The organism is Bacillus sp. (in: firmicutes) (assembly GCA_017656295.1).
Taxonomy (GTDB): Bacteria; Bacillota; Bacilli; order Bacillales; family JACDOC01; genus JACDOC01.
On the sequence record JACDOC010000004.1, the window covers coordinates 1 to 25352 of the forward strand.

26 protein-coding genes and 1 pseudogene are annotated in these 25352 nt (G+C 34.8%); 15 read left to right on the plus strand and 12 right to left on the minus strand.

Going from position 1 to position 25352, the window contains the following annotated elements:
• From H0Z31_05305 to H0Z31_05355, 11 genes are all read left to right on the plus strand, one after another.
• On the plus strand, positions 1-566 hold a 566-nt coding region (locus H0Z31_05305; protein MBO8176861.1), incomplete at its 5' end, for an RHS repeat-associated core domain-containing protein.
• A 24-nt stretch (positions 567-590) separates the two neighbouring features.
• Positions 591-1286 (plus strand): hypothetical protein, encoded by a 696-nt coding sequence (locus H0Z31_05310; GenBank protein ID MBO8176862.1) that lies wholly within the window; start codon positions 591-593, stop codon positions 1284-1286.
• Positions 1287-1572: 286 nt separating this feature from the next.
• On the plus strand, positions 1573-1863 hold the full coding sequence (locus H0Z31_05315; protein ID MBO8176863.1) for a hypothetical protein: 291 nt from the start codon (positions 1573-1575) through the stop codon (positions 1861-1863).
• Positions 1839-2300, plus strand: coding sequence for a hypothetical protein (locus H0Z31_05320; protein ID MBO8176864.1), 462 nt, complete (start codon positions 1839-1841; stop codon positions 2298-2300). Before H0Z31_05315 ends, H0Z31_05320 begins: the two co-directional genes overlap by 25 nt.
• A 175-nt stretch (positions 2301-2475) precedes the next feature.
• Complete coding sequence (locus tag H0Z31_05325; protein ID MBO8176865.1) at positions 2476-2952, plus strand: hypothetical protein; 477 nt, start codon at positions 2476-2478, stop codon at positions 2950-2952.
• 20 nt (positions 2953-2972) lie between these two features.
• Positions 2973-3251, plus strand: a complete 279-nt coding sequence (locus H0Z31_05330; GenBank protein MBO8176866.1) for a hypothetical protein — start codon at positions 2973-2975, stop codon at positions 3249-3251.
• 405 nt (positions 3252-3656) lie between these two features.
• The gene (locus tag H0Z31_05335; GenBank protein MBO8176867.1) at positions 3657-3884 is read left to right on the plus strand and encodes a hypothetical protein; all 228 of its coding nucleotides are present in this window, start codon (positions 3657-3659) and stop codon (positions 3882-3884) included.
• A complete protein-coding gene (locus H0Z31_05340; protein MBO8176868.1) occupies positions 3885-4193 on the plus strand; it encodes a hypothetical protein in 309 nt (102 codons plus the stop codon). It begins immediately after the preceding gene.
• Between the two features lie 235 nt (positions 4194-4428).
• Entirely contained in the window at positions 4429-5358 is a 930-nt protein-coding gene (locus H0Z31_05345) for a hypothetical protein (protein MBO8176869.1), read from the plus strand.
• A 138-nt stretch (positions 5359-5496) separates the two neighbouring features.
• The gene (locus tag H0Z31_05350; GenBank protein ID MBO8176870.1) at positions 5497-6141 is read left to right on the plus strand and encodes an IS3 family transposase; all 645 of its coding nucleotides are present in this window, start codon (positions 5497-5499) and stop codon (positions 6139-6141) included.
• Between the two features lie 30 nt (positions 6142-6171).
• The gene (locus H0Z31_05355; protein ID MBO8176871.1) at positions 6172-6372 is read left to right on the plus strand and encodes an IS3 family transposase; all 201 of its coding nucleotides are present in this window, start codon (positions 6172-6174) and stop codon (positions 6370-6372) included.
• A 192-nt stretch (positions 6373-6564) separates the two neighbouring features.
• Here H0Z31_05355 and H0Z31_05360 read toward each other — a convergent pair whose 3' ends face one another.
• Positions 6565-6777: a hypothetical protein gene (locus H0Z31_05360; GenBank protein MBO8176872.1), complete on the minus strand. Its 213-nt coding sequence runs from the start codon at positions 6775-6777 to the stop codon at positions 6565-6567.
• Between the two features lie 302 nt (positions 6778-7079).
• Between H0Z31_05360 and H0Z31_05365 the strand changes: the two genes are divergently transcribed.
• From H0Z31_05365 to H0Z31_05380, 4 genes and pseudogenes are all read left to right on the plus strand, one after another.
• Positions 7080-7565, plus strand: coding sequence for a sigma-70 family RNA polymerase sigma factor (locus tag H0Z31_05365; GenBank protein MBO8176873.1), 486 nt, complete (start codon positions 7080-7082; stop codon positions 7563-7565).
• Positions 7562-8626 carry an anti-sigma factor gene (locus H0Z31_05370; GenBank protein ID MBO8176874.1) on the plus strand — a complete coding sequence of 355 codons (1065 nt, stop codon included), beginning with the start codon at positions 7562-7564 and terminating at the stop codon, positions 8624-8626. The genes H0Z31_05365 and H0Z31_05370 overlap by 4 nt, the downstream gene beginning before the upstream one ends.
• A gap of 519 nt (positions 8627-9145) precedes the next feature.
• A complete protein-coding gene (locus H0Z31_05375) occupies positions 9146-9556 on the plus strand; it encodes a hypothetical protein (protein ID MBO8176875.1) in 411 nt (136 codons plus the stop codon).
• Positions 9557-10227: 671 nt separating this feature from the next.
• Positions 10228-10717 (plus strand): annotated as a pseudogene (locus tag H0Z31_05380) (LAGLIDADG family homing endonuclease).
• A 306-nt stretch (positions 10718-11023) separates the two neighbouring features.
• Here the strand turns inward: H0Z31_05380 and H0Z31_05385 are convergent.
• The 11 genes from H0Z31_05385 to H0Z31_05435 form a co-directional block, all read right to left on the minus strand.
• On the minus strand, positions 11024-12148 hold the full coding sequence (locus H0Z31_05385; protein MBO8176876.1) for a Ger(x)C family spore germination protein: 1125 nt from the start codon (positions 12146-12148) through the stop codon (positions 11024-11026).
• Positions 12145-13251, minus strand: coding sequence for a GerAB/ArcD/ProY family transporter (locus tag H0Z31_05390; GenBank protein ID MBO8176877.1), 1107 nt, complete (start codon positions 13249-13251; stop codon positions 12145-12147). The genes H0Z31_05385 and H0Z31_05390 overlap by 4 nt, the downstream gene beginning before the upstream one ends.
• Before the next feature lie 11 nt (positions 13252-13262).
• Entirely contained in the window at positions 13263-14735 is a 1473-nt protein-coding gene (locus tag H0Z31_05395; GenBank protein ID MBO8176878.1) for a spore germination protein, read from the minus strand.
• 95 nt (positions 14736-14830) lie between these two features.
• Positions 14831-15298, minus strand: a complete 468-nt coding sequence (locus H0Z31_05400; protein ID MBO8176879.1) for a staygreen family protein — start codon at positions 15296-15298, stop codon at positions 14831-14833.
• A 62-nt stretch (positions 15299-15360) separates the two neighbouring features.
• Positions 15361-16119, minus strand: coding sequence for a hypothetical protein (locus tag H0Z31_05405; protein MBO8176880.1), 759 nt, complete (start codon positions 16117-16119; stop codon positions 15361-15363).
• A gap of 402 nt (positions 16120-16521) precedes the next feature.
• Positions 16522-17346 (minus strand): carbohydrate ABC transporter permease, encoded by an 825-nt coding sequence (locus tag H0Z31_05410; GenBank protein ID MBO8176881.1) that lies wholly within the window; start codon positions 17344-17346, stop codon positions 16522-16524.
• A 13-nt stretch (positions 17347-17359) separates the two neighbouring features.
• On the minus strand, positions 17360-18202 hold the full coding sequence (locus tag H0Z31_05415; protein ID MBO8176882.1) for a sugar ABC transporter permease: 843 nt from the start codon (positions 18200-18202) through the stop codon (positions 17360-17362).
• 194 nt (positions 18203-18396) lie between these two features.
• Entirely contained in the window at positions 18397-19647 is a 1251-nt protein-coding gene (locus H0Z31_05420) for an ABC transporter substrate-binding protein (protein MBO8176883.1), read from the minus strand.
• Between the two features lie 46 nt (positions 19648-19693).
• Positions 19694-21793 carry an amylo-alpha-1,6-glucosidase gene (locus H0Z31_05425; protein ID MBO8176884.1) on the minus strand — a complete coding sequence of 700 codons (2100 nt, stop codon included), beginning with the start codon at positions 21791-21793 and terminating at the stop codon, positions 19694-19696.
• A gap of 104 nt (positions 21794-21897) precedes the next feature.
• The gene (locus H0Z31_05430) at positions 21898-22920 is read right to left on the minus strand and encodes a LacI family DNA-binding transcriptional regulator (protein ID MBO8176885.1); all 1023 of its coding nucleotides are present in this window, start codon (positions 22918-22920) and stop codon (positions 21898-21900) included.
• A gap of 666 nt (positions 22921-23586) precedes the next feature.
• Positions 23587-25014: an alanine:cation symporter family protein gene (locus H0Z31_05435; GenBank protein MBO8176886.1), complete on the minus strand. Its 1428-nt coding sequence runs from the start codon at positions 25012-25014 to the stop codon at positions 23587-23589.
• Positions 25015-25352 lie beyond the last annotated feature (338 nt).

Below are 25352 nucleotides of genomic sequence, written 5' to 3' on the forward strand. Positions count from 1 at the left end.
ACTATTTCGATGAAGAAACAGACCTATACTATTTGATGGCGCGTTATTATGATGCCAATATCGGTCGTTTCCTCACACGAGATTCGTTTCATGGGTTTGAGGATGATCCGCAATCTTTAAACTTATATTCTTATACAAAGAATAATCCAGTAATATACGTTGATCATGATGGGCATAATCCATTGCTGATAGCCGCGGCTAGAATGATAATAAGATATGCGGCCCCTCAATTAAAAAAATGGGGCTTAAAAGCAGCAACAAAAATAGCCACTTATGCAAAACGTGTATTAAATAAATTTACAAAAGAGTTTGATATTAGAGTTAATCCTCATTCAGACCAGATTGTATTAGTTTTAAAAAAGCAACGAAAAAAAGGAGAAGATGCCCGAATATTTTCCTTAGACTATCATCATTTACCAGCCATTAAAAATAAAAAAGGGCTACCACAACCTGGTAGGATTTTTCATTATCATATAGCTCCAAACCCTAAAATACATTATGTTTTTGGATGGTCTGTAAAAAGAGGATATTATGTTCCTAAACATCCTCTCTACAGATTAGTTTAATAAAAAGGGGAGAATTTTTGAATTATGTATACCTTAAATGTTCAAAATTATAAAATCTGTAACGGCTGCAAACAAAAAAAAATAATGGATATTGTCCAATTACAAAATAAAACGAAGTGTCCAATCCAAACACACTTTCGTTATACTATAGAAGAGGGAATAAAAAATAGATTTTATATTAGCCAAACTTCAGAAAATATAAGCTTTTTATCTCAATTCTTATTAGATTTGAATCAATTTCCAATATATATATTGATTCAAATGAATGACTTTTCTATAAGTGAAGGGTTGGGAGAAAAGCTTTTAAATTGGCTATATCTAAGAAACAGTCAAATTCATTTTTTTGATTATAACGGAATAATAATGAGCGAACCTAATTCTGTAGTAAATGGGTATTGCCTGATCAAAATAACAAGCTTAAATAGTACCGATGCATCTGATTTAATTGATTTTCTTTTCCCATTCTTCACAAGTAACGAATTTGTGAGCTTTTGGTTAGGAGAACTCCCTTGTTTTATAGTTTATAATAATCACATTTTTCTAGATGTTCAAAATGCAGTAATTATAGTTGGTTATGATGGTGATGGTATAGATTTTTTAGATAAAAAAAATCAATGGAATTACGAAAAATTTTGTAGAACCTTAAGTGATGTTTTTATAATTAAAAACTATAATGAGGTAACATTTGATACAAAATATTGTAGTATAAATAGATATTAAATTTTGCAACATCGATCCGAAATCATTAAACCAATATGCGTATACCCATGGAAACCCAGTCCGTTATATAGACCCCGAAGGAAACTGGGTATGGCTCGTATTTAATGCAGCCATGGCCACATATGACGGATACCAAGCCTATAAAAAGGCAAAAGCACAAGGGAAGCGTGGATACAAATTAGCACTAGCAGTCGCATGGGCTGTGGCGGGGAATTATATTAAAGTAGGGAAAGTTTAAAAATATTTAAACTTAGTTAATGGTAGCGTTTTAAAGAAAGCCTCTAAAGTGGCTTTTCAGGCGGCTAGAAATGTTGGTAAATTTTCTGTTTCTAATAAGCACTTGGCAAACGCTGGTGGTAGATATAGAAAATTTAATACAACAAGTCAAAGAGAGGTTAGAAGGATAATTTACGCTGCTCTAAGATCAAGAAATGCTCAGTTTTTACCTAATAACCAACCTAACTCCTATGTGGTAATAACAAATCTAGGTCGAAAAATAGGCACTAAAGGCGAAACAAGAGTTAAAGTTGTTGTAGGAGGTAACGGTAAAATATGGACAGCGTATCCAATCAAATAGAACTAAAATTTATCTTCGATATAGATTCAAATAAAAAAATAGAAAAAGAATTAATTGCAAGTTGTGACTACAAATTAATCGTGGATATAGAAGGGAGATTGGATATTTATGTAAACGACAAGTTGTTTTTTTCTGATCAGTATATATTGTTGTTAGAATTAGGTATAAGCTTGACTAAATGGATTCAAAAAATTAAATTAGATAAAACAGAAGACTTTAAATATGTAACAATGGATTATAATGATGGACCTATTTTAGAATTTATTAAATGTTCTAATAACAGATGGCGTATTTATTCACAATGGCAAGAATTTGAATGTCACATGGAAATCCCTGAATATACATTAGTACAGGTTGTAGAACATTTTTTAATTGATTTACAGGAACGGTTGTTAAATACGTATCAAATTAATCTCAAGGATTATGTAAACAACTAAATTTACAAGTCTTTAATGAGTCAGAGAAGAGTTCTCTGGCTCATTTTCGTTTAAAACAGTATTGATTCGCTTGGGTTAACCAACAAGGCATTAGTAGAGCGTATTTTATGGGCATGAAAATGATCCAAAATCATTAAACCAATATGCGTATGCCCATGGAAACCCCGTCCGTTATATGGACCCAGAAGGGAATTGGGTATGGCTCGTATTTAATGCTGCCATGGCCACATATGACGGATACCAAGCCTATAAAAAGGCAAAAGCACAAGGGAAGCGTGGATACAAATTAGCACTAGCAGTCGCATGGGCTGTGGCGGGGAATTATATTAAAGTAGGGAAAGTTTATAAGTATTTAAGAATTGCTAAGGGTACGGGTAAAGTTACAAAAGGTGGATTGAACTTTACTAAAACTACTGCAAAGCATATGGATAATCCAGACAGAAGAGTTCCAATACAAATCCTACAACAAGCGATAAAGGGTAAAGGTTATAAAGACCCTAGAGGTTCAAATGCACGAATGTACTATACTATAATGTATAGAAATGGTAAGAAGTACAACTTAGAAGTTCTATATGATAAGAAAACAAATACAATCTTGCATTTTGAGTATGCTAGGAAAGCAATGGGGCCATTAAAGGCTATTCCTAAATAAAGGAGGGAAAATGCTTGGATATTGATTATTCAAAGAAGTTATATCAATTGATACAGGATTACTTAAATAAACAAATTGATACTGAGACTTTTTCAAATGATTTTACTGTAATTTATAATTTACATGTAGACTATGATAGTTTAAGTACTAAGGAACTTAAATTATTTGGTGAGTTATCAGAAATAACTAGTCGATTTTCACCTTTTGAAGAAGACCTTAAAAAATATAATTGTTACTTTAATGCAAATGATGTTGAAAAAAAAGCAAAAGAAGTTCTCAAAGAATTAAGTAAAAATTGAACCATAACTTTATATTGTTACAAAAAGCCTTAGGAGATAAATTCTCTTTAAGGCTTTTTACATAGACGTAATGCCGAATAAACCGCTTGTGTTACAACCTAAACATATAACCCACGACCCCCTTGCATGATAATTTTTTGAGTTATCTTGTACGCACAGGATGAGTTTGAAAAAGATGTCCAATTTTATAATTTTCATCAACAATAAACAGCAAATGGCTACTAAGACGTATAGGATATTAGTAACTATTATAATGTATTTATTAGGAAACTAATAATTAAAGCAGAAGGGAAAAGAGGATACAAACTATGGTCTGCTGTTGCCTGGGCGGTTGCTGGTAATTATATAAAAGTTGGTAAAATAAGCAAATATTTAAAACTTGCCAGAACTTCGAAAAAAGTTAGAATGACTACTGCTCAAGCAACTGCTTTAGCATATAGTTTGGGATATAAAAAGACAAGTTATAAATCTCATGGTCAACCAGTGTTTAAAAAGGGTAATAGGTATATCACTCCTGATGTTGACTCTCATAGTGGTGGTGTATGGAAAATGGCAACATCAGTAAAGAATTTAGGAAGTAAAAAAACAAGACTTGGAACATATGATGCTAGCTTAAAAAGGATTGGTGATTAAGTGTATTATTGGAGAGTAACCAAATACAATCCTCTATATCGTAGTGAAAAAGATGTTTATCTTAAAGATGAATGGACATCTTTTTCAGATGTTGATGGAATCAATTTAACTATGGATGAATATTTATTGACAGAAAATGCTTATGTGAATGCAGTTTTTTATTTCATGAGTGATATGGGTATTACGACTTTAGAAATATCTGATCTAGAGAAATACGATTTAGAAGAAATAGGTCAGAGTGGACAAATACTATATCCAAACGAAATGATTAGTCTTAAACCTGGTAAATTTAAAAACGGGATTTCATAGGAGACTTCACAGAAAACAATACTTTCATGCAGTAAACAGTGTTAAAGTTATACAAGAAATAAAAAAAGGGTTAAAGCTTCCCTTAAATTTATAAAAACCTGGCTTTCGGTTAGAAGTAAACTCGCTCCATTTTAATAAAGAATAATTAAGATTAATTGCGGGTAGACTTTAGTATGAATGATGACATTTGTGCTAAATGTTTACCCGTAATGATAAAACATGAGGGATGGTTGTTATGCTCCTACAAATGGAAATAATAAAAAAACTTAAAACCTCTCATCAGATTAGATGTTCCAAAAATAATCATTTTTTATGTCACACCATGGAAAGAAAAACAGTCATTTATCGACAAGATAATTGGGAAATAGTTAAAGAAATTAAAAGGCCTAGCTATCCAGCAAACATACGATTTTTCAATAATGATAACCACTTGTTAATAAATAGTACAGATGGTCAAATCTATATATACGATACTAATAATTTCGAAAAAATAAATGAATTTAGATCAAGAAAAAACTTTCGACTAATAGAAGGGGATATAAACATTACTAATGACAACCGACAAATTATTCTCCCAGTTATAAGTGAAGATAAGGCACAAATTGGGGTTATTAACATACAAACAGGAGAAAGAAAATTATTAACTAACTTTCAATACGAAGATAACATTCTGGAATACAATCAATATATTTCTTCTGAAAAAAAACACTTATTCACCCTTACTTTTATTAATTTAAAAGGATTTTATGAGAACAAATTAGTGAAAGTATCAGAACCTGTAGAGGAAAGTTTAATTGAAGAAATATACAACAAGCGAATTATGATATGGGAAAAAGCTTTATATAATCCAATATTTGAGCACTATATTTTAGTTAATGAAACTGAAATCATTTTATTAAATAAAGAATTTAACAAGGTAATAAATAGGAAATCGATATCGAATGGAAAAGACATTGGTTATTTCTATCACGTTGGCTTGTCTAATGACGGTAACTACATTTTATTAACTTTTAGTAAATATATTTTCATTCTTAAATATGACGATTTATCAATTGTGAGATCAGAAAAAATCCCATATGCTTGCTTTGGAGAATTTAGTTCTGATGATCAGCATCTCTACATCGGAACATGGAAAGAAGGATATATACTTAAAAACAACTTATAACAGACTGTCGACCAAACCTACTTCAAATCTTTGATTTGCGAGTAGGTTGTCTTTTTTATAATTTACCTTCCATTTCCTGAGGGAATTTATGTTGGACTTGCCTTTGACCAAGTCCAACATGCCAATTTCTTTAAGTTCATGGAGGAAAAAGTAAGTATTGCATGCAGGGACAATTTTTTCAACCTTCTAAGTGTCATCAAGCCACCAAGAAGTGGGTATTACGACTGGCTCAAGCGTGCGAAAAGTAAACAGAAAGAACAAAAAAAACAACTCACTCAACAGATTCGAAAGGAGTATCTAAAGTCCCGTAAGATTTACGGAAGCCCAAAAATTACGCAAGAACTACGCAAACAAGGGATTCGTGTGTCTCAAAAGACGGTCGCTCGCATCATGAGCGAAGAAGGCATGAGATCCATTACCGTCCGTAAATTCAAAGCCACTACGAACAGTAACCATCCTTACAACGTATATGACAATCTATTGAAACAACCCTTCCAAGCAACGGCTCCGAATGAAGTAAGGATGGCGGATATTACGTACATTCCTACCGATGAAGGCTGGTTGTATTTAGCGAGTATCATGGATTTATATATTCGTAAGATTGTAGGATGGTATATCGATACACGAATGACAAAAGAGTTAGTCATCGAAGCGTTACAACGGGCTTTAAACAGCGAAAAACCAATGGAACGAGTGATTCATCATTCAGATCGTGGAAGTCAATATGCTTCGAATGACTACCAGCAACTTTTACAGGAACATCATTTTCAAGTGAACATGTAGAGACGTGGAAACTGTTACGACAACGCTTGTATCGATTCGTTTCATAGCCTCATCAATAAAGAGTGCATTTATCTGAATCGATTCCGTACGCGAAAAGAAGCGAAACAAGCGATTTTCAAGTACATAGAATGCTTCTACAACGGGAAAAGAAGTCATTCCGCTCTTGGCTATGTATCCCCATGTGAATTTGAGGCTGCTTACTACGCTAACGAGAGAAAAGCAGCTGCCTAACTAAGTTCAGCTATTTATCTCTGTTTAACGTGACCGTTTTCTTGACATAACACCAGGTTTAGATTAGGCAAAAAAACAGTCAGAATGCTTTATACATAATGTTTGCAGATTATTGTCAACAACGATTTAAAATTGCATCTCCCAAAATTTTGATGAAGATATTAAGGGTATCATGTGTTTAAATAATATTTTTTAGAAAAGTATTAAGCGAATTGGTAAAAGATTTTTTTTTAGTAAATCTAACTTGACTCCCCCATATATTTGACGTTTGATGACCTTTAAACATTTGACTTGTCCTTCTACAATGTCGTTGCTCCAAGAGTAGGATAACGCTTGATTGCCAATTTCTAATGCTTCCTTTACCAATTGTGGCTTAAAATCTCTCGAATGCAGTCTTCGTTTCATATGAATTATAAGCTCCCTTCATTTGAACACTTCAATAATAAAAAACAACCTTAACCAGTGTCCAAATCCATTAGGGGCTAATAAGACACTTCCACATAAAAGTCTAGCGATAACGTTGTACATGAGAAGTAATCAAAGTACTTATTCATGTTTTTTCAAAATGATGTTCGATGATCTTTGTAATGAGTGTATATTTTTTTAAAAAATCTTTTGAAAAACAGAAACATTTTTGTTTTTTATGCGTCTTTTATAGCGGAAGGAGGGTGGAAACCATTGCCAATAAGTTTGAATTCGATATACTTATGCGCTTATATTCGAAATCCCTTTTTCGCTATCTATACGGATTAACCAATGATTATCATTTGGCGGAGGATCTCCTGCAGGAAACGTTTTATAAGGTTTATTTACATGTAAGCAGCATAAACGAGGTAGCACAAATAAAATCATGGCTTTACCGGATAGCCTATAACACCTTCATCGACCACTGTAGAAAAACTAAAAAGATGCAGCTTGTACAGGTGGATGATTTCTTTGCGTCGTTAAAGCTAGATCCATTATTAGAAACGGAAAATGCGTTCCTGCAGAAATATGAAATGGAATTGATTTATAAACATTTGGCCACTATGAAAGAACTGTATCAAAAAGCCATTATTCTCGTCGATTTAAAAGGATTTAGCTACAAAGAAGCGGCCGAGCTGTTAAACGTAAAACTCCCTTATTTAAAAAGCCTTGTGTTTCGGGGCAGGCGGGAATTAGAAAAACGATTACGCAATGAGGTGAAGGGATGAGAAAAGACGAGTTAAAACAATTATTGCAGAAATATCAAAATGGCACACTACGCAAAGAGGACGAACAGAAAATAGAGGAGCTTCTAGAAAGTTTTGACGTATACAATGAATTTCTCAATGAAACCCTTCATGATGAAGGGATGAAGGATGCCGATCTCGCAAAAATGATAAAAAAGGCCCAACAAAAATTCTTTTTTAGAAATATGCTGCTTGTTCTATCTTTTATACTCGTTATTGTTCCGCTATTGACCATGTTTACTTTTGTTTATTACGGCTGGGGGCGAGAGCATAACAGAGGGAACGAATTTATTGAAACCATTCGAACGGTGAGTGAAATGACAGTACCAAACGTGTATGTAGATTACGATACTCTGGATGTTGAGATCAAGCCCTTTACCATGACAGTCACGACCGACAAATATAAATTGATTGATGATAAAAAAAGTTATATAGGCAAGGATACTTACAAACTATTTTTAAATGATGTGTTTGCTAAAGAATCGAATTATCGAGCGATTGGGTATTCGATTCATCACATTGGAATCAACTTTATTCATCCAAAAGCCAAATACTTTTTACCTGACGAACGAACAAAAATTAAATCTCTCCCGGGAGATTGGCCGATTGAAATCTATATTTCCTTGGATCGGACCTATTCCTTAAAAGAAATAAATAAAAAATTCAAGGGATATAATATGACATGGCTTGCATTAGACACAGGTGTAGAGGAACAGATGAGGAATGATTTAGATTTCATCCAAACACCAGCAATTGGCTTTCCATACAAAAAAGTGCATGTAGACTCTATATTCAATCGTTCGTTTACTGATTACGAAGAAGTAGTCAAAGGGCTCGAGCTATTGAACAAAAACGAAAAATGGGCAACACAGCTAACAGAATACAAAGACTTAAAATTGGCCGAGCGACTAAAATGGGTAAAAAAACATAAAGAATTGAAGATTTATGGATTCGCCATTACTGGAACCGCCGAAGATGTTTTGTCTCTAGAAAAGATGAAGGAAGTAAACGTAATTCGATTGGGTCAGATCAATTTGCCATAGCAAAGGAGGGATAATCAAAAATGATAATGGTAAAAATCAATATGCTAAATACATTGGTGGCTATATTTTTGCTTATTTTGTTAAATGTACAAATTATAGCGGAGATCCCTGTTTTTGATATTAGTTACATTTGGATTTCATTGTTCGGAATGCTCATATGCTTGCTTGGCCTCAAAAAAGAAGATCGATTCTATTCATATTTAGGGGGTATCCTTCACTTCATCGTTATAGTTTCTTGTATAGGAATGATTTGGTTTGGCATAGGCATTAATTACAAGCCATAATATTTGCTGCGAAATGCGAAACTTAAAGAATTTCTATTAACAACATTTTCATTTGAAATGTCGGACACTTATGATAGTGGACGTCTGTCAAAGTTCAATGTTTAGTTCTTAATACTAAGAAGCCAGTTAATCCAAAAATAATTTTTAAAAAAGCAAGTATATTTTATAGGATTGAAGAATATACCTCACTAAATATGTATACAAATGTGCACATATAAAATAGGAGGTGTAAATAATGGAGCAAGATTTTCGCAAAAAAACCTTTCGAGGTGCAAAAATTGAAGATATTATCTTGGAATTAGAGAAACTAAGCTCATTATGTGAAGAAAAATCAAAAAGTAGTGACCAATTAGAAAGACAACGTTTTTATGAAGGAATGGCTATTGCTTATACAACTATTGCAGTGAAATTAAAAGGTGACTTCGATTATATTGAGCCGAAAGTAATTGATGAGATGTACAGTTCCATAGAGAAATCTTCAATTCCAAATAATATTAGCAATACACAACACGTTGAAACTTGTTCTTTTTGTCGCAGAAGTAAAGAAGAAGTCGAGGAATTAGCTATGGGACCAGGAGTTTCTATATGCAGTGAATGCCTAGAGTTTGGTGCAGAAGTTATTAAATCACATTCCACAGAAATTTAGATTCTACAACAAACAGGTGTGTTACTTTTATAAGGATAGGAAAGCCTTCAAAAATTTAGGTGTTTCCCTTGTTTTTTATCTAATTATCAACAATAACATTTAACACAGCCTATTCATTAAAAACGGTTCAACTTTTTACAATTGATGCATCTTTATTTTAAATCACAGAAGACATATATCAAGAAGAAAAGGGATTGTATGGACAATTCAGTTTATATCTTGAATATGCATAACCAAGTAATCGTATTTTCGGAATAATTTTTTCCACTTACTTTAAGAAATTCATCAATTGAAGTTAATCGAAAATCTCCTTCGTGAAAAAATTGACGAAGAAGAAATGATTAATCGAAAAATTATTTACGGTGACTCATACTCCTTCCAAGAGGATGAACACGATGTTATTTTCTTATCTATGGTTGTTGTTCCGAATATGAGAATTCAAAGGCTTATTTATCATACACAAGACAGGAAACGTTATTCTATAGTGTACTAATCATTGTAAACGATTCTATATAAGAAACGAAAATATGGGTAATATCACTGAATAACTTCTTAATTATTACGATGATTTAGAATAACAATTCATCCTTTCGAATTTTCTTACAGAAAAACACGATGTTATAATTCAGGAATTGAATATTAATGCATCAAATCTAAAAAATCAAGAGGATATGTATTTAAGTCATTTTATAAGAGGATATTTTGCTGGCGATGGAAATATTAATCCTCGTGGCTATGTAGTCAGTTTTGTTGGTAGATCTCTAGATTTTATGGTTGCATTGGAGAATCATGTAAAAACATGTGGATTTAAAGTTAACTTAACTAAAAAAGAAAAGAAAATCATATTCGTTTATATATGAGCAGCCGAAAAACCATAAAGGAATTTTATGACTGGATTTATCATGATAAAGGATTGTACTTAAAACGCAAATTTGAAGCGTTCCCGGATCAAACTTTGGATACATAAACATCGCAAAACGCGAAATTAAAGACAAAACATGCTGTTGCCGAAAGAAAAAAGCTTTTGATTAATAAAATTATTGCATTCATCAAGCGTGTGGAACTGCTGGAATTACATTAGGAACGTATTATACATGGTTAAAACGTGACAAATCATTTAACGAAGAATTTTATAAAATTAAAGAAAGGGCAGTTAAGTAGCGAATAACTGCTTTATATATTTTAGATTTTAGTTTACATAATATATATTATAGGAAGTCGAATAAGAAAAGAAATATTCTGTCTCAAATGTAAAGTATACTTAAAGTTTTGAGACGAAACAAAAAATTGAATTGAATTTTAATCAAAATAAAATATTCGATTTACTTGTTCGAACTTCGATAACCGCTTGAGCTAGCTTGATTTACAAAATAAATAATCAAATATAAGTTAACAAATCACCTCCTAAATATAGTTTAATTTGAGAATATTTTTTGATAATTAAACTTTTTACATCCATTCGTTTCATCAATCCACGGTTCCATATTGTTTAATCGTAACGTTAATGTCCGTATCAATTCTTATTTTTGGATACATTTTATACCATTCTTTTTCTGTCAAGTTAGCGTATTCCCTTTTTGACTTTAATTTTCGACCAAATCCAAACGGATCAGAGCCCAATTTTTGTAACTTTGCTAATAATTCATTTAGTTCCTTTTCCATTGCTTTATTGATTTCTTTTTCAAGTTTTTTGATTTTTTTAGCATCTAATGGGATTTCTACTGATATTTCATATATGTTCCCTTTTATATCGAATTCCAAAAGAAAATGGTGTTTATCTAATACTTCAATTTTTGAAAAAGAATCTGACGGTAAAAAGCTTACTCGTATAGTATCGTGGTTATATTTCTTCATCTCTTCTTTATCAACAATTTTTTCGATTGGAATCGCAATGGTTTTCATTCCGTACCCATCATGGCTTACTCGTAAATATTTTATATACATGGTTTCATCTAGACTAATTGTCCCAACGACTTTATCTTTTCTAAACACTGCTGTCTTATCAATGAATGGCGGGTCCCCTTCTTTATATTTAATAACCGGAACAGCAGGATCAATTCCTACTTCGTATAGAATAGACATAAAGTCATGAAGATTTGTATTTGTTAAGGACTCATCTATTCTCATTTTTTCCATCATACGGTATATATATGTTCCAACATCTTGAGCATCCTCAAATTCACTAGCATTAATGATGTTTTCTGCTGAATCTTCTGCAATCAACACATGAACTAAGCTCCCAATATTACTATCACGTTGGACCGTATCGAGTAAATACATGAGCCCTTGTTCTTCAGCAAGCTTTTTTTGAAAAAGAATCGCCCGCAATTGACCGGATGAAACATGATGACTTGTTTTTTTCTCCATTTCTTGCCTGGCATCTTTACTCGTTATTCCTTCTGCTGAAATTACATAATACGATTTTTGCTTATGAGGATCAAACTGGAGAAAAGAAGCAGTTAGAATTACCCCTTCCCCATCTTTTAGATCAAATCCAGAGACCGTCATGATTCCTTGTTTTTCAAGCTGTCGATTAGGCAATGTACAACTTGTTAGAAAAAACAGGCTGAAAACTAATAGGAAGATTTTCAAGTGCTGTCCTCCCCTCTTCGTGTCCTTTTTACATGGATCCAACTCCAAAAAAGGAGAATAATCGGGTAACAAAACCAAAGGTAAAAACCACTCATTCCTACATAGTCAATAAACTGATTATGTTCCGTCCGGTCATTTAAAAATAAACTCATGACAAAAACAATGACACCAATTATCCATACACTATATTTCTGTTTAAATTGAAAAACTTTTTTAATACCTTTAGAAGCAATCCATAAAAAAATAGATAAGTTCGTTAATATGACAAACATCCATAAGGAAATAAACACATATTCAAACCGCTCTATAAATGGTAATTTTACGATACTGATGATATTTAACGCAGCCCAAATCGTCCGTTCAAGCTGCGCGCCGCTAAAATACAGAATAGCTAACAAAGTAAACGCACATACAAAAAATGTTGTAAAACCGTTAGCAAGTAATGAGTACATAAAGATCTTTTGTTTTTCTTTTATATAAGGATAAATAAAATACAGAACTTCAAAGCCAATCATGGTAAAACTTGATCGATATACCCCTCTAGCCAACTCAGGTATAGACGCTTGGAAAATTGGTTTCATACGATCTAAAATGATGTGATCCAGGGCTGGTATCATCGAACATATAATCCATACGGTTATAAAAAATGTGATAAAACATATGCCTGCGATAATACGTATTCCTCCTAATACGGTATATATACTTACTAAAATTAATGCAAGAGCCCATACCCATTCATATAATCCCTCATACCCCCATGTTGCTGATATTTCAATATAGCCCATCATGACAGCATAATAACCACCAATAAAATAACAGATGAAAATGACATTTAATAAACGTCCTCCAATTGGCCCTGCTAATTGAAGGTGAATATCAAATAAGTCTTTATTTTGAAAATATCGGCTTGTTTTAGTAATTACATAAACTAATATAGAGATGATCATCCCTGTAATAAGAACGACAAACCAACTGTCTTGTTTCGTTTCTGTATAGAGAATACGTGGAACACCAATAATTCCTATACCCATTTGGGTTGTATGGACAATATAAAAAACTAAAAATGCGTTTATGTGATTGACGGAATGTTTTTTTTTGGCCAAACAGCTCCCTCCTACTCCTCATCAACGTCCCAAGTTCTGTTCATTTTTGACCAGCGATAACAGTCAGATGGTCGATTAGAAATAGCGCGTTTGTAATAATATGGAATCGGTAAACGGAAAAGAAAATATTTCAAATCATCTTTTCGAAATGGATAAAGCGGTGACAAATATGGTCTTCCAAGAGATGTTAATTTCAATAAATGAGTTAATAAAAAAATAAAGCACAACATAATCCCGTTAAATCCCCAAAAACCTGCTGCAATCAAAAATGGAAATCGTAAGATACGGAGCGCTGTCCCCATTTCATAGGTAGGTGACGTAAAGTTGGCTAATGCACTTAATGAGACGACAATAATTAAAATGTTACTTGTTAAACCTGCTTCAACCGTAGCTTGTCCTAAAACAATTCCTCCAACAATCCCCATCGTTTGCCCTACTTTTGATGGAAGTCTTGCACCGGCTTCCCGTAAAAGGTCAATCATCACTTCTAAAAGCAGAGCTTCCAATAAGGGGGGGAAAGGAACGACTACTCTAGATTGGCCAAGGGTAATTAATAAATTAGAAGGAATTACTTCATTATGAAACGTTACTGCTGCCACATAAATGGGGGTAAAAAAAACAGAGATTACCATACCAATAAATCGCATCATACGTAAGCTAGAACTTAAAAACCATCTCATATAAATGTCTTCGGTGGATTCAAAAAAACTTAAGAACGTAGAAGGACAAATGATCGCAGTTGGACTTTGATCAACGATGATGCCAATCCTTCCTGAGCAAATAGAATAAACGAAACGATCAGGCAATTGCGTTAATAAATATTGCGGAAAAATAGATAAAGAATTATCATCAATCATTTGTGCCAATACGGAACTATCCATTACATCTTCAACATGTATGTCTTGTAGCCGTTGCTTTACCGTTTCAACGTTATCTTCATCAGCAATATCTTTAAGATAAACAATCCTTACTTTTCTTTTAGAACGTGTTCCAATCGTAAGTTCCTCTGTAATTAACCGTTCATCACGAATCAATTTTCGAATCATATTTAAGTTCGTATTTAATGATTCAGTAAATGCAATTTTTGGACCTAATACTAATGATTCGGTTTCTGCTTTTTCTAACGAACGTTCCTTACCATCGGAGATTTCTAGTAATAATCCTTCATTTGTATTTTTTAAGTAAACATACAAAAAACCTGATAAAAGTAATTCAATAACATTTTCGTTTACTGGTTTTATATCCTTAATTGGTATATTAGTTTGAATATATGAGATATTTATCTGTTCCCGAGAAAGTTTATTAAAAAAAGGGATAATAACTCGTTGCACCGTATCCTCATTAACAATAGGATTCATAAAAATAAGCTGAATGATTTGATCGTCTATTGATATCTCACGACAAATAAGATCAGGAGAATGATTGAGCTTCTGTTGTATGTATTCAAATGATGGAGCTTTTACTGATTTTTTTCTAAAAAACATAGCCATCCCCCTTTATTCACAACTTTAGTATGTTCGTCCAAATGATGAATCTATTCATTTTTCCAAATAAAAAACGTACAGGTCTTCCCTGTACATCAGTCGATTCGTTTTTGTAAATATTGTCTAGGTGTTCCGAGGTAAAGACATTGTTGAAACTCCGGATAAATAGAAATAAATTCAATATATATCGGAACATCTAAAAGCCAAGGATAGTAGGTGTAAAACTTGTTGTCCCCATTGATAATTGCTGCTAAGGCAAGAGGGAGTTCCCGTTTAAAAATGTGGTAGCGAATCATGGAGAGATTTTCATCAAATTCTCCTTCGCTTACATATACTCGTCCGCGTAATTCGTACTCACCACACGTACGGGACCAATTGGCTAACACTTCATTGCGCATTTGTTGGTTAATCGCTTGTTCGTCATATGAAAGACCAATTGTTAAAAAGAGTTGACCAGTTTTATCGGAATGGGTCAACGTATACTTTCGGTCATCTATCGGCCAATGAGGTGTCGCAGGGGGAACAATCGTCGTTGTTAGTTTTTCCGGATGGAATGTTGCCATTGTAAGCCCTCCTTCTCTTTCATAGGTAAAGGCCTACAATAACATATGACAAATCAATTCGTTCAGTTCTTCTTTTTTTCATACGAATTAAACGTTACGTCAAGTAACTGCCACTCGTTATTTTCGTAATACCACGTAGATTGGACGGTTCCAATGGCATCGGCGTGGTAGGCTCCGCTTATTTGTTGGTAGCCGCGTAATCCTGGTCCTTCTTTTCCATCAATGCTCTGAACAACTTGGAAATAAGCAATCGGCGGAATCATTAATTCGGTCGGCTCATTTAATTTTCCGTTATAATAAAGACCAAGTCGATCATAATCCTTTTTACGGTCCGTTAAATTGAGATGATAGCTTTCTTTCGTAGCTGGAATCGTAATGACCGCTCGATAATTATCTTGAAAACTTCCTTCCACAACAAGCGTAGGTAATGAGATTTCTTGTTGTTTTTCTTGTTTCAATGAAGAGAGGTTGTACGTATAAAACCCTCCGCTTCCTCCAGTCGCTGAAGATTCAAACAGTTGTGGAACCCCGTTATGAATCAAATCAACAAACTGAATTTCAGGATCATATCCCGGTTCATACTTGATTCGGAACGTTTGACCTGTTGCAGAATCGATTTCTGCCCATACAACTTTCCAAAAAGCTGCATTCGGTTCAAAGCGAATCCCCTTTAGTGTAATTTTATCTTTTTTTCCATCCCCGGTTACATCTTCTTTATACACTTGAATGATCTCTGCATTTTCATATTCTCCGGCATGGATCCCTTGCAGCGGATAGAATAGTGAAAAGATGATGACACTAAACAAAAACCATCGTTTCATCTTAACTACCCCCTCTTTCTTATAGTTTCTTTATCAGTGTTTCCTTTCTATCAAAAGTTATGTAGGTGAAAGAGTACAAGAAACTTAATGAAATCCTATTATTGCAGTCATTTATCAATAGATATTTAATAAAATGCGCCTTAATAAGCGACAATATTTAATAAAGCTTCTTTTTGGACGAGTAAAAATGTCGGATTTGCACTAAATAAATTTATTCATGCACCGCTTTCAAATTTTTTGTACTTTATTTAAAAAGTGTTTAAGTACTTTAAACGTTTTTACACCTTCATTTCCTTTTTTGAGCCTAAAAACAGAGGTAAATACCATTATGTGATATTGATCATTTTAAATAAAGATAAAAAAATCCCCTTTCCCAAACGGAAAAGAGGAAAAATTAAATGCTTATTTTTCACCGGTATATTTAATTCCGTTATTAAAGTATTTATTAAAAAATACATAAAGCAACAATACTGGTAAGGTAAAGATCATAGACGCAGCCATTATATAGTTCCAATAGCTAATATACTGCCCTTTAAATGAGTTCAAACCTAGCGGAAGTGTGAACAACTCTGGGTCAGATAAGACGATGAGCGGACGCATGAAATCGTTCCAAAACGACATAAACACAAAGATGGCTTGAGCAGCTAAAGCTGGTTTGGCCAATGGTAAAACAACTCTAAAAAACGTCCCAACGCGTGATAATCCATCAATGGCAGCCGCTTCTTCTAATTCTTTTGGGAAGTTGACAAAAAACTGGCGCATCATAAAAATAAACGTGGCATTGACCATCGCTGGGACAATCATCCCTTGATAACTGTTGAGCCAGCCTAATTGTTTTAAAATTAAATAGTTTGGAATCATCGTGACTTGGCCAGGAATCATTAACACGGCCAAAATGATTATAAACCACGATTTTTTACCCGGAAACGATAATCTAGCCAGCGCATATCCGGCCATGGAATTAAATAACAAGTTTAAGCACGTCCCGATGACTGCAATGATTAGACTATTTAATAACCAACGTGGGAATAACGGTTGCTCAACAAAGACCGTCATATAGTTTTCCAACGTAAAATTCTTTGGAATAAAGTTGATACTACCGCTCACAATTTCTTCTAATGTTTTAAAGGATGAAGATAACGCCCAAAGAAATGGGATAAGCGTCACAATGGCATATATAACCAGGATGGTATATAAAAATGCTTTTCCTAAACGAAATCGACCCATACTGGTGCCTCCTTTAATACATAGACTCTTCTTTCGAGAGTTTTCGTTGAATGATTGTTGCAATCAAAATAACAACGGCTAATAGCAAAGACAAAGCAGCGGCATATCCCATCGTACCTAAGCTTTTAAAAGCATATTGATATATTAATAAAACCACTGTCAACGTCGAGTTGTTAGGTCCACCGGAACCTCCCGAAAAAATATACGACTGATCAAATAATTGAAACGTTCCGATAATCCCCATAATCACAACAAAGGAAGTCACTGGACGTAAATTTGGTACCGTAATTTTGAAAAACTTTTGAATCGCATTTGCGCCGTCCAGTTCAGCTGCTTCATATAACGATTTCGGAATATCTTGTAAGGCAGCTAAATAAATGACCATGAAAAAAGGGGCTGTTGACCAAATGTTCATAATCATAATAGCTGTTAATGCTACTTTAGGATCTCCAATCCAGTTGTATGTAGGTAAATGGAAAAATTTTAAAATATGATTGATTAACCCATTCTGGTTATACATCCACATAAAAATGAGCGTAAGTACCGCCGAAGAGGTTAACGTTGGTAGAAAGTAAACAATGCGGAAAAAGTTTTGAGCTTTTAATCCAGCATTTAAAGTAGCAGCTAAGACAAGTGCAAGAAACGTCTGAGTCGGCACAACGATAATGACATATTTAAAGGTGTTCCATAGAGCAATCCGTGCTCGTTGATCATCAAATATGTTCATAAAGTTGTGAAAACCAACAAATTCATAGCTTACATTCCCTAATAGTTGAACCTTATGAAACGCTAAAAAAATCGCATAAATAATGGGGCCAATAATAAACAATGACAAGACAAAAATAGTTGGTGACATAAAAAAGTACCCTTGACTCGCTTCCCTCACTTTTTTGCTAAATTGACGTTTCAACTTTTGTCATCCCCCTATAAATGGTGTATTTCAATCAATAAGATACTTTCTAAAGATCTATCAATAGATCTTTACAAAACACCTTACTGATTGAATGGGATGAGAGAAGGGATTTCCCCCTTCTCCCTATAGAAAGCCAATTAATTATTAATTTCTTTATTCGCTTGTTCTTGCGCTGATTTTAAAGCATCTTCTAATGATTGTTCCCCTAAGAACGCACTGATGAATTGGTTATTAAAGTTGTTGACAATAATCGGTAAGTTTGTACCGTTTGACCAAACCGTTGCATAAGGAGCACCTGCTACAAGTGCAGCGCGAAGCTCATCTTTGTCATATCCAAGTTTTTTAGCTACAGATTTACGAGTTGGTAACGCGAAACCTTTACTTGTCCATTTTTCCATTCCTTCTTTACCAGTTAAGTAAGAGATGAGTTCCCAAGCTGCTTCTTTCTTTTCAGAAGCGGCGTTCATGACATATGCAACCGTGAAGGCCATAGTTCCTTTTTTACCATTAATGGTCGGAACTTCAGCTGTTCCATACTCTAAATTCGGGAATGTATTCTCTAAATAAGGAATAGCCCAGTTACCTTCAATGACCATGGCCGCTTTACCTTGACCGAACATTTCACCGCCCCAGTTTGCTCCTACATCTTGTGGACGAGCAGAAGTTTTATCTTTTAAATGTTGGTCAATAATAGGTTGAAGGGCACTTACCACTTCAGGACTAGCGAAGTTTGCTTTGTTATCTTTCACTACTTTTCCACCGGTAGACTCGGCAATGAAGTAAAGTCGAGCAAGTTCTGGAGCAACCCCAAAGCCATAAACATCAGAATCTTTTGTTAACTTTTTCGATACTTCAATCAATTCATCCCATGTTTTTGGAATGTCAACGCCTGCTTCTTCTAACATTTTTTTGTTATAGAATAATGCCAATGTTGAATAGTCTTTCGGGAAACCGTAAGTTTTACCGTCTTTTTGGAACGCTTCTAGCAATGGTTTTTCAAAATCTTCGACATCAAAGTCTTCAGTAACGTATTTATCAAGTGGTTCTAACACTCCTGTTTCAATTAATGCCGGTGCTTCAAATGCATCCAAGTAGAACACATCTGGACCTTCGCCACCAATTAAACGAGTTTTAATCACATCCATGTATTGGTCAGCAATGACTTCATGTTTGACTTTAATGTTTGGGTGTTTGGCTTCAAAGTCGGCTAAAACTTCTTTTAAAAGTTCGGACTCTTCAGGAGATGCTCCCCAACCAGCTAATGTGATTTCAACTGGTTCATCTTTCAACTTTTCACCATTTGTTTCATCAGAAGTAGAACATCCTGTAAAAAAAGCTCCAGACAGCAAAGACACTAAACCGAGTGTAGCTAACCATTTTTTCTTCATAAAATAGTACCCCTTTCATTTATTTTTATTTGAAGAGAAAATTCTCTTACTCCCCAAGCTGACGAATTGAAAAGCCCGTTGTATTTCGTAAAATATTTAGATCTATACCATCTTTGTTTCGTTTAAGGTGAAGAGAAAGCTTCCCATTACCAATGGAGATATTTTCTACCTTTAATTCATTCATTCCATCTAGAAGCATCGGATTGATAATAATTTCACCAGCTAACGCATTCGGGAACAGTCCAAGTAACGATTGAATAAAAATGAACGGTGTTCCTGCTGCCCACGCTTGTGGGGAACATGCAACCGGATATGGAATAGGTTTACCAACGGATGCGTCATAACCGCAGAATAGTTCAGGCAAACGGTCGTATTCAAAATGTTTTGCTGCTTCAAGTAAACCAGAAATCACTTTTTTAGCTGCCTGTTGTTGGCCTGTTTTCGTTAAACCCAGTAATATCAAGCTGTTGTCATGTGGCCAAATACTACCATCATGATAGCTCATCGGGTTGTATCCGGCTTCTCCTTTACCCATCGTACGAATTCCATACCCAGAGAACATTTTTTCAGAGCATAACACATTGACAACTTGTTCCACACGATCATTCGGAATAATGCCAGAATAAAGGGTATGCCCTGGATTAGAAGTAATGGTACCTACTTGTTTTTTCTCATGATCAAGTGCAATAGCATAAAATTTGGCCTCTTCCATCCAGAATGCCTCGTTATATTTTGCTTTTAATTCTTCTGCTTCTTTTTGTAAATGCTCAGCTTTTTCCATAAGGCCTTTGGCTTTATAAATTTCAGCTATTCCCATTTTCGCTTGGTATACATAGCCTTGCACTTCGCATAAAGCAATCGGCGTTTTTGCGTAGTCACCATTACGATGTACAATGGAATCTCCAGAATCTTTCCACCCTTGGTTTGCGATTCCTTTCCTGGACTCTTGATGATATTCCACGAATAAATCCCCATCACGGTCACCATATTGATGAATCCAACGTAAAGCGTTTTCAACATTATCTTGTAATTCATCAAATAAGTAGATGTCCCCAGTCCATTTCACGTATTCTGTTAATAAAATTAAGAATAGTGGGGTAGCATCAATCGTTCCATAATAAGGAGTAAACGGGACTTGATTTGTATTGGCTAATTCACCGAAACGAATTTCGTGCATAATTTTTCCGGGTTGTTCGTCACGCCAAGGATCTTCTTTTGTTCCTTGGTAGGCGGTCATTGTTTTTAGCGTTCCTTTTGCCACTTCAGGGTTAAAAGGCAACATTTGTAATGCAGCAATTAAACTATCGCGACCAAAAGGAACTCCAAACCACGGTAGGCCAGCTACTGGGAATTTTCCATGACCTAAGTCTGTTAATAGAACACGTATATCTTTCAAACCACGTTCAACTAAACGTTGCATCCTCTCTACATCTGATGTCACTTTTGTCGTTTGTTCCTGCCATTCTTGATAAGATTGTTCAATTTTGGAAAGGGCTTCATCTTTGTCCACAAATTCTCGCGTTTGTAATTCACCAACATTTGGACAAATCATCAACGTGACTTCATCTTCTTGTTCATGACCGAGTGTAAAATTGAATGTAACCGTCCCTTTTTCAAAACGTTTCGGATTTCGAGACCATTTCACAACAGTCTGGCGGTTCACTTGATCCCGACCTCGGTAGTGAAAAATCATCTCTTGTTCATTAACAATCGTTTCTTCTTTTGTTCCAATTTCTCCGTGTTGGAATCCACGAACAATAAACATGTCTGCAAAATCTGCATCCATTTCCACTGTGATGTCAAATGATACCTGCTTTGGATAATAGTTTTTTACTTTAATCGTTTCATAAAGAACTTCATCATAAATGAAACGTTTTCGTTCAATCTCTATTGATTCTCGCCAAAGTTGAATATCTCCATCCATTTCTATATGCGGATTGGTTAGTAGAATAGTAGATACATAGTTGTCTTCTGCATTCGATGTCAGTAAGACCGGCTTCTTTTCATTGATCCATAGCTGAAACTTTGATAAAAATCGAGTATCTTTTGTATATAATCCTAATCCGTATGTATCGGATGCTGAAATATCTCCGCTTTTGTCGGTTAAAAGAAACAAGTCATTTTCTTTGATCACACGATAATCCATGAATGTCACCTTCTTACATGTTGTGTTCAAACATCCAAAACGTTTTGGAAAAAGATAAAAAAATATATCTAACCGCTTTCATTTTTGGTTAGCCTAGATTACTCTCAACTAGAGCAATCTAGGCACTTTGTCGATTCTCTTATGATTAATTGTGTATCTAAAAGCTTTACATAATGTGATGTTTCCTCTTCTAACATTCCTATTAACATGCGAGCTGCTTCTTCCCCTATGCGAAACTTGTCTTGCCGAATCGTTGATAAACTTGGAGTTACATAAGAAGAGAGAAGAATATCATCATACCCTATTACCGATAATTCATCCGGAAGTTGTTTTCCTAAGTCTTTCGCCGCCTGCATCGCTCCAAGTGCCATCAAGTCACTAGCGCAAAACAATGCGGTAATTTCTGGATGTTTACTTAACAAACGAACGGTTGCCTTATAAGCCCCTTCTTCGGTATACTCACCATTTTCCACATAGGATGAATCAAAAGGTAGGCAAGCTTCTTGAAGCGCTTCTTTATATCCATGTAACCGTTGTTGACTAACAAACGCCTCGTTGTGACCATTAATCATTCCGATTTTACGATGATTGAGAGAAAGTAAGTAGTTGACCGCTTCTTTTGCTCCTTTAATATTATCCGTTGTCACATAACCAACGGTCTTTGATTGAATCGGAATGTCAATTAACACACAGGGAATATCACTTTCGACTACCTCTTGCAAATAGGGGTCGTTTGTTTTAATTCCCATAATGATTACCCCGTCAACCCTTCTTTCCCGACAAAGTTGGGTGTACGTTTTTTCTGATTGCTTCGCAGAAGTCGTATTAAAAACAATTAAATCATAATCCGATTGAGAAACAGCCTCATTAATTCCACATAACACTTCGTATGTAAAATTATCTTTCGTCCCTTCTCGTGATAAATTAGAAACAAGAAGACCAATCGTTTGTGACTTTTTCATCACAAGGCTTCTAGCAATAGAATTCGGACTATAGTTTAGCCGTTTCGCGACTTCAATAATACGTTTTCTCGTCTCGTCACTTACATCGGAATAACCGTTAAGTGCCCTTGAGACAGTAGTGACCGATACATTGGCTTCTTTTGCAATGTCTTTGATTGTTACCATCTGTAATCATCTCCAAAACGTTTCGGAAGCTTCTTGATTTGAAGTATACACAATTACTAAAGCGCTTTCAATAAATTTTTCAGAATTTAATTTACAAAACTTTATGTGCTATTCCTTTTCCCTTTTATTTCATACATGATTGGTATATAATATAAGTAGCTACATAAAATAAAAAAGGAGTACTGGCGCGAACCAATACTCCTTCATGCACAGCTCCTGCAAGAAGTGCAGTGGCTCAAATGCATAGAGAGTGATAACCTACCCTATTACACTTGGCCGGTGCGAGGGTGGGTTATTTCTTTTTATTTATTGATATCGTGACTAGAATCACTGACACGATTAAAGCTGCAAAGCTGATCATGATGCTTAGTGATTCGTATACAGTCATCAGTGACCACCTCCCTCCTATGAGAGAGTAGCCACCGCCCACCCTGCTATAAAGCTGTACATACCAAAATTATAACATAATATTAGCTTTTTACCTATACTTCCATTTTCTTATGAAAAATATCTTTAAATATGTTTAGTTCATTGCCCCCAATAATGGTGATTTGGTTCTATTATCAAGACATCACATCCCATCCATTCATGTTTCCTCTTAAATCAATCTGCAAAGAACATAATGTAAAAAAAACCACCTTCTAAATAGAGAAGGTGGCTTCCGTCTTACATTGCTTGTTTCTTTTTACTAGGTGAAACATCCCATGCGTCAATCCCTTTAACATTTGGTAAGGAATCTGCATAGAACACTGGGTCTTTTCCTTTTTTCCGTTGTTCTTCGTAGTCTTTTAATGCAGCAATCGCGACTTTAGACAATAAGGTAATGGCTACTAAGTTGATGATTACCATCAGACCCATAAATAAGTCGGCTAAACTCCACACAAAGTTCAGATCGGAAACGGCACCGAACATAACCATCGCTACAACCCCAACGCGATAAACGGTCATAGACAGCTTGCTTTTACGAATAAATTCAATGTTCGTTTCCCCGTAATAATAGTTACCCACGATGGAACTGAAAGCGAATAGGAAAATAGCGATAGCGACGAATAAACTAGCCCAAGAACCAACATGCTCAGAAAGTGCGACTTGCGTTAATTGAATACCTGTTAAATCCGGAGTTGTGTACGCACCTGATAAGATAATTAAGAAAGCTGTTGCTGAACAAATAAGGAGCGTATCTGTAAATACTCCAAGTGTTTGTATGAAGCCTTGTTTAACGGGATGGGAGACCGCTGCTGTGGCTGCAGCATTAGGTGCGCTACCCATACCTGCTTCGTTGGAGAATAAGCCCCGCTTAATTCCCATCATGATGGCTGCACCAACACCACCACTAACTACTTCACGAAGACCAAACGCATTTTCAAAAATTAGGCGAATCATGCCAGGGATTTCCGTAACGTTCATTAATAAAACGATAATGGCTAATAGTAAGTATAAAATCGCCATGCCAGGAACAATCACTTGAGTCACCCGAGCAACACGATGGACGCCCCCAAAAATGATAACAGCTGTCAAGATCGCTAGAATCATACCTACAAAAGAACGATTCATTCCAAATGCTTCTTCAAACGCTAAGCTGATTGTATTCGATTGAACGGAGTTAAACACAAGTCCAAAACAGAACGTAATAATAACAGCAAAAATGATTCCTAACCAGCGCATATTTAATCCTTTTTCCATATAATACGCTGGACCACCACGGAATCCATTTTCATCTTTTACTTTATAAATTTGCGCTAGCGTACTTTCAATAAAACTTGAAGCGCCACCGAGTAAAGCGATAAGCCACATCCAAAATACCGCACCAGGACCGCCACCAGCAATCGCTGTAGCTACCCCAGCTAAGTTACCTGTTCCTACACGAGAAGCGGTACTAATCGTAAATGCTTGGAACGAAGAAACCGCTTTACTTCCTTTTGTAGAAATCGTCCCTTTATCAGCAAGTAAGACAATCATTTCTTTAAACCAACGAATTTGAACAAAGCGACTAAATAATGTATAAAACACCCCTAATGAGAGGAGAAGGACAATCAATAGTTTTGCCCATAAAAAGTCACTTGTCACGCCAACGATATCTTGAATGATTTCCATGAAAGACTTTTGGCTCTCCATGTATCTTCCTCCTTTTGTTAATTACTATTCAATGAATAATATTTTGAAAAATACATTTTCTAATCTATCAAATCTAAATACTGGTGGCAAGAAAGAATTTTCCTCACAAAAACGATTGTACGTATTATACGTACACGAATCCCCCTTTTTATCTGCAAATATTTTTGGCGTTAATAAGCATCATAAACGTTAAAGTGATTGATGTTAAAAGATTTATTCATATATCATCATTTTTTAATAAACTGCAAAAAATTTTTTCTACTAATCCGATTGTACGTCGGGAAATGATATTAAAATATTATTCATAAAATTATTAT

What these genes read in the sequence shown, in the direction of transcription:
- H0Z31_05310 (MBO8176862.1), top strand. Translation starts at nt 591, where the DNA reads ATGTATACCTTAAATGTTCAAAATTATAAAATCTGTAACGGCTGCAAA.
- H0Z31_05320 (MBO8176864.1), top strand. Translation starts at nt 1,839, where the DNA reads ATGGACAGCGTATCCAATCAAATAGAACTAAAATTTATCTTCGATATA.
- H0Z31_05325 (MBO8176865.1), top strand. Translation starts at nt 2,476, where the DNA reads ATGGACCCAGAAGGGAATTGGGTATGGCTCGTATTTAATGCTGCCATG.
- H0Z31_05335 (MBO8176867.1), top strand. Translation starts at nt 3,657, where the DNA reads ATGACTACTGCTCAAGCAACTGCTTTAGCATATAGTTTGGGATATAAA.
- H0Z31_05345 (MBO8176869.1), top strand. Translation starts at nt 4,429, where the DNA reads ATGCTCCTACAAATGGAAATAATAAAAAAACTTAAAACCTCTCATCAG.
- H0Z31_05350 (MBO8176870.1), top strand. Translation starts at nt 5,497, where the DNA reads ATGGAGGAAAAAGTAAGTATTGCATGCAGGGACAATTTTTTCAACCTT.
- H0Z31_05360 (MBO8176872.1), bottom strand. Translation starts at nt 6,777, where the DNA reads ATGAAACGAAGACTGCATTCGAGAGATTTTAAGCCACAATTGGTAAAG.
- H0Z31_05365 (MBO8176873.1), top strand. Translation starts at nt 7,080, where the DNA reads ATGCGCTTATATTCGAAATCCCTTTTTCGCTATCTATACGGATTAACC.
- H0Z31_05370 (MBO8176874.1), top strand. Translation starts at nt 7,562, where the DNA reads ATGAGAAAAGACGAGTTAAAACAATTATTGCAGAAATATCAAAATGGC.
- H0Z31_05375 (MBO8176875.1), top strand. Translation starts at nt 9,146, where the DNA reads ATGGAGCAAGATTTTCGCAAAAAAACCTTTCGAGGTGCAAAAATTGAA.
- H0Z31_05395 (MBO8176878.1), bottom strand. Translation starts at nt 14,735, where the DNA reads ATGTTTTTTAGAAAAAAATCAGTAAAAGCTCCATCATTTGAATACATA.
- H0Z31_05400 (MBO8176879.1), bottom strand. Translation starts at nt 15,298, where the DNA reads ATGGCAACATTCCATCCGGAAAAACTAACAACGACGATTGTTCCCCCT.
- H0Z31_05405 (MBO8176880.1), bottom strand. Translation starts at nt 16,119, where the DNA reads ATGAAACGATGGTTTTTGTTTAGTGTCATCATCTTTTCACTATTCTAT.
- H0Z31_05410 (MBO8176881.1), bottom strand. Translation starts at nt 17,346, where the DNA reads ATGGGTCGATTTCGTTTAGGAAAAGCATTTTTATATACCATCCTGGTT.
- H0Z31_05415 (MBO8176882.1), bottom strand. Translation starts at nt 18,202, where the DNA reads ATGTCACCAACTATTTTTGTCTTGTCATTGTTTATTATTGGCCCCATT.
- H0Z31_05420 (MBO8176883.1), bottom strand. Translation starts at nt 19,647, where the DNA reads ATGAAGAAAAAATGGTTAGCTACACTCGGTTTAGTGTCTTTGCTGTCT.
- H0Z31_05425 (MBO8176884.1), bottom strand. Translation starts at nt 21,793, where the DNA reads ATGGATTATCGTGTGATCAAAGAAAATGACTTGTTTCTTTTAACCGAC.
- H0Z31_05430 (MBO8176885.1), bottom strand. Translation starts at nt 22,920, where the DNA reads ATGGTAACAATCAAAGACATTGCAAAAGAAGCCAATGTATCGGTCACT.
- H0Z31_05435 (MBO8176886.1), bottom strand. Translation starts at nt 25,014, where the DNA reads ATGGAAATCATTCAAGATATCGTTGGCGTGACAAGTGACTTTTTATGG.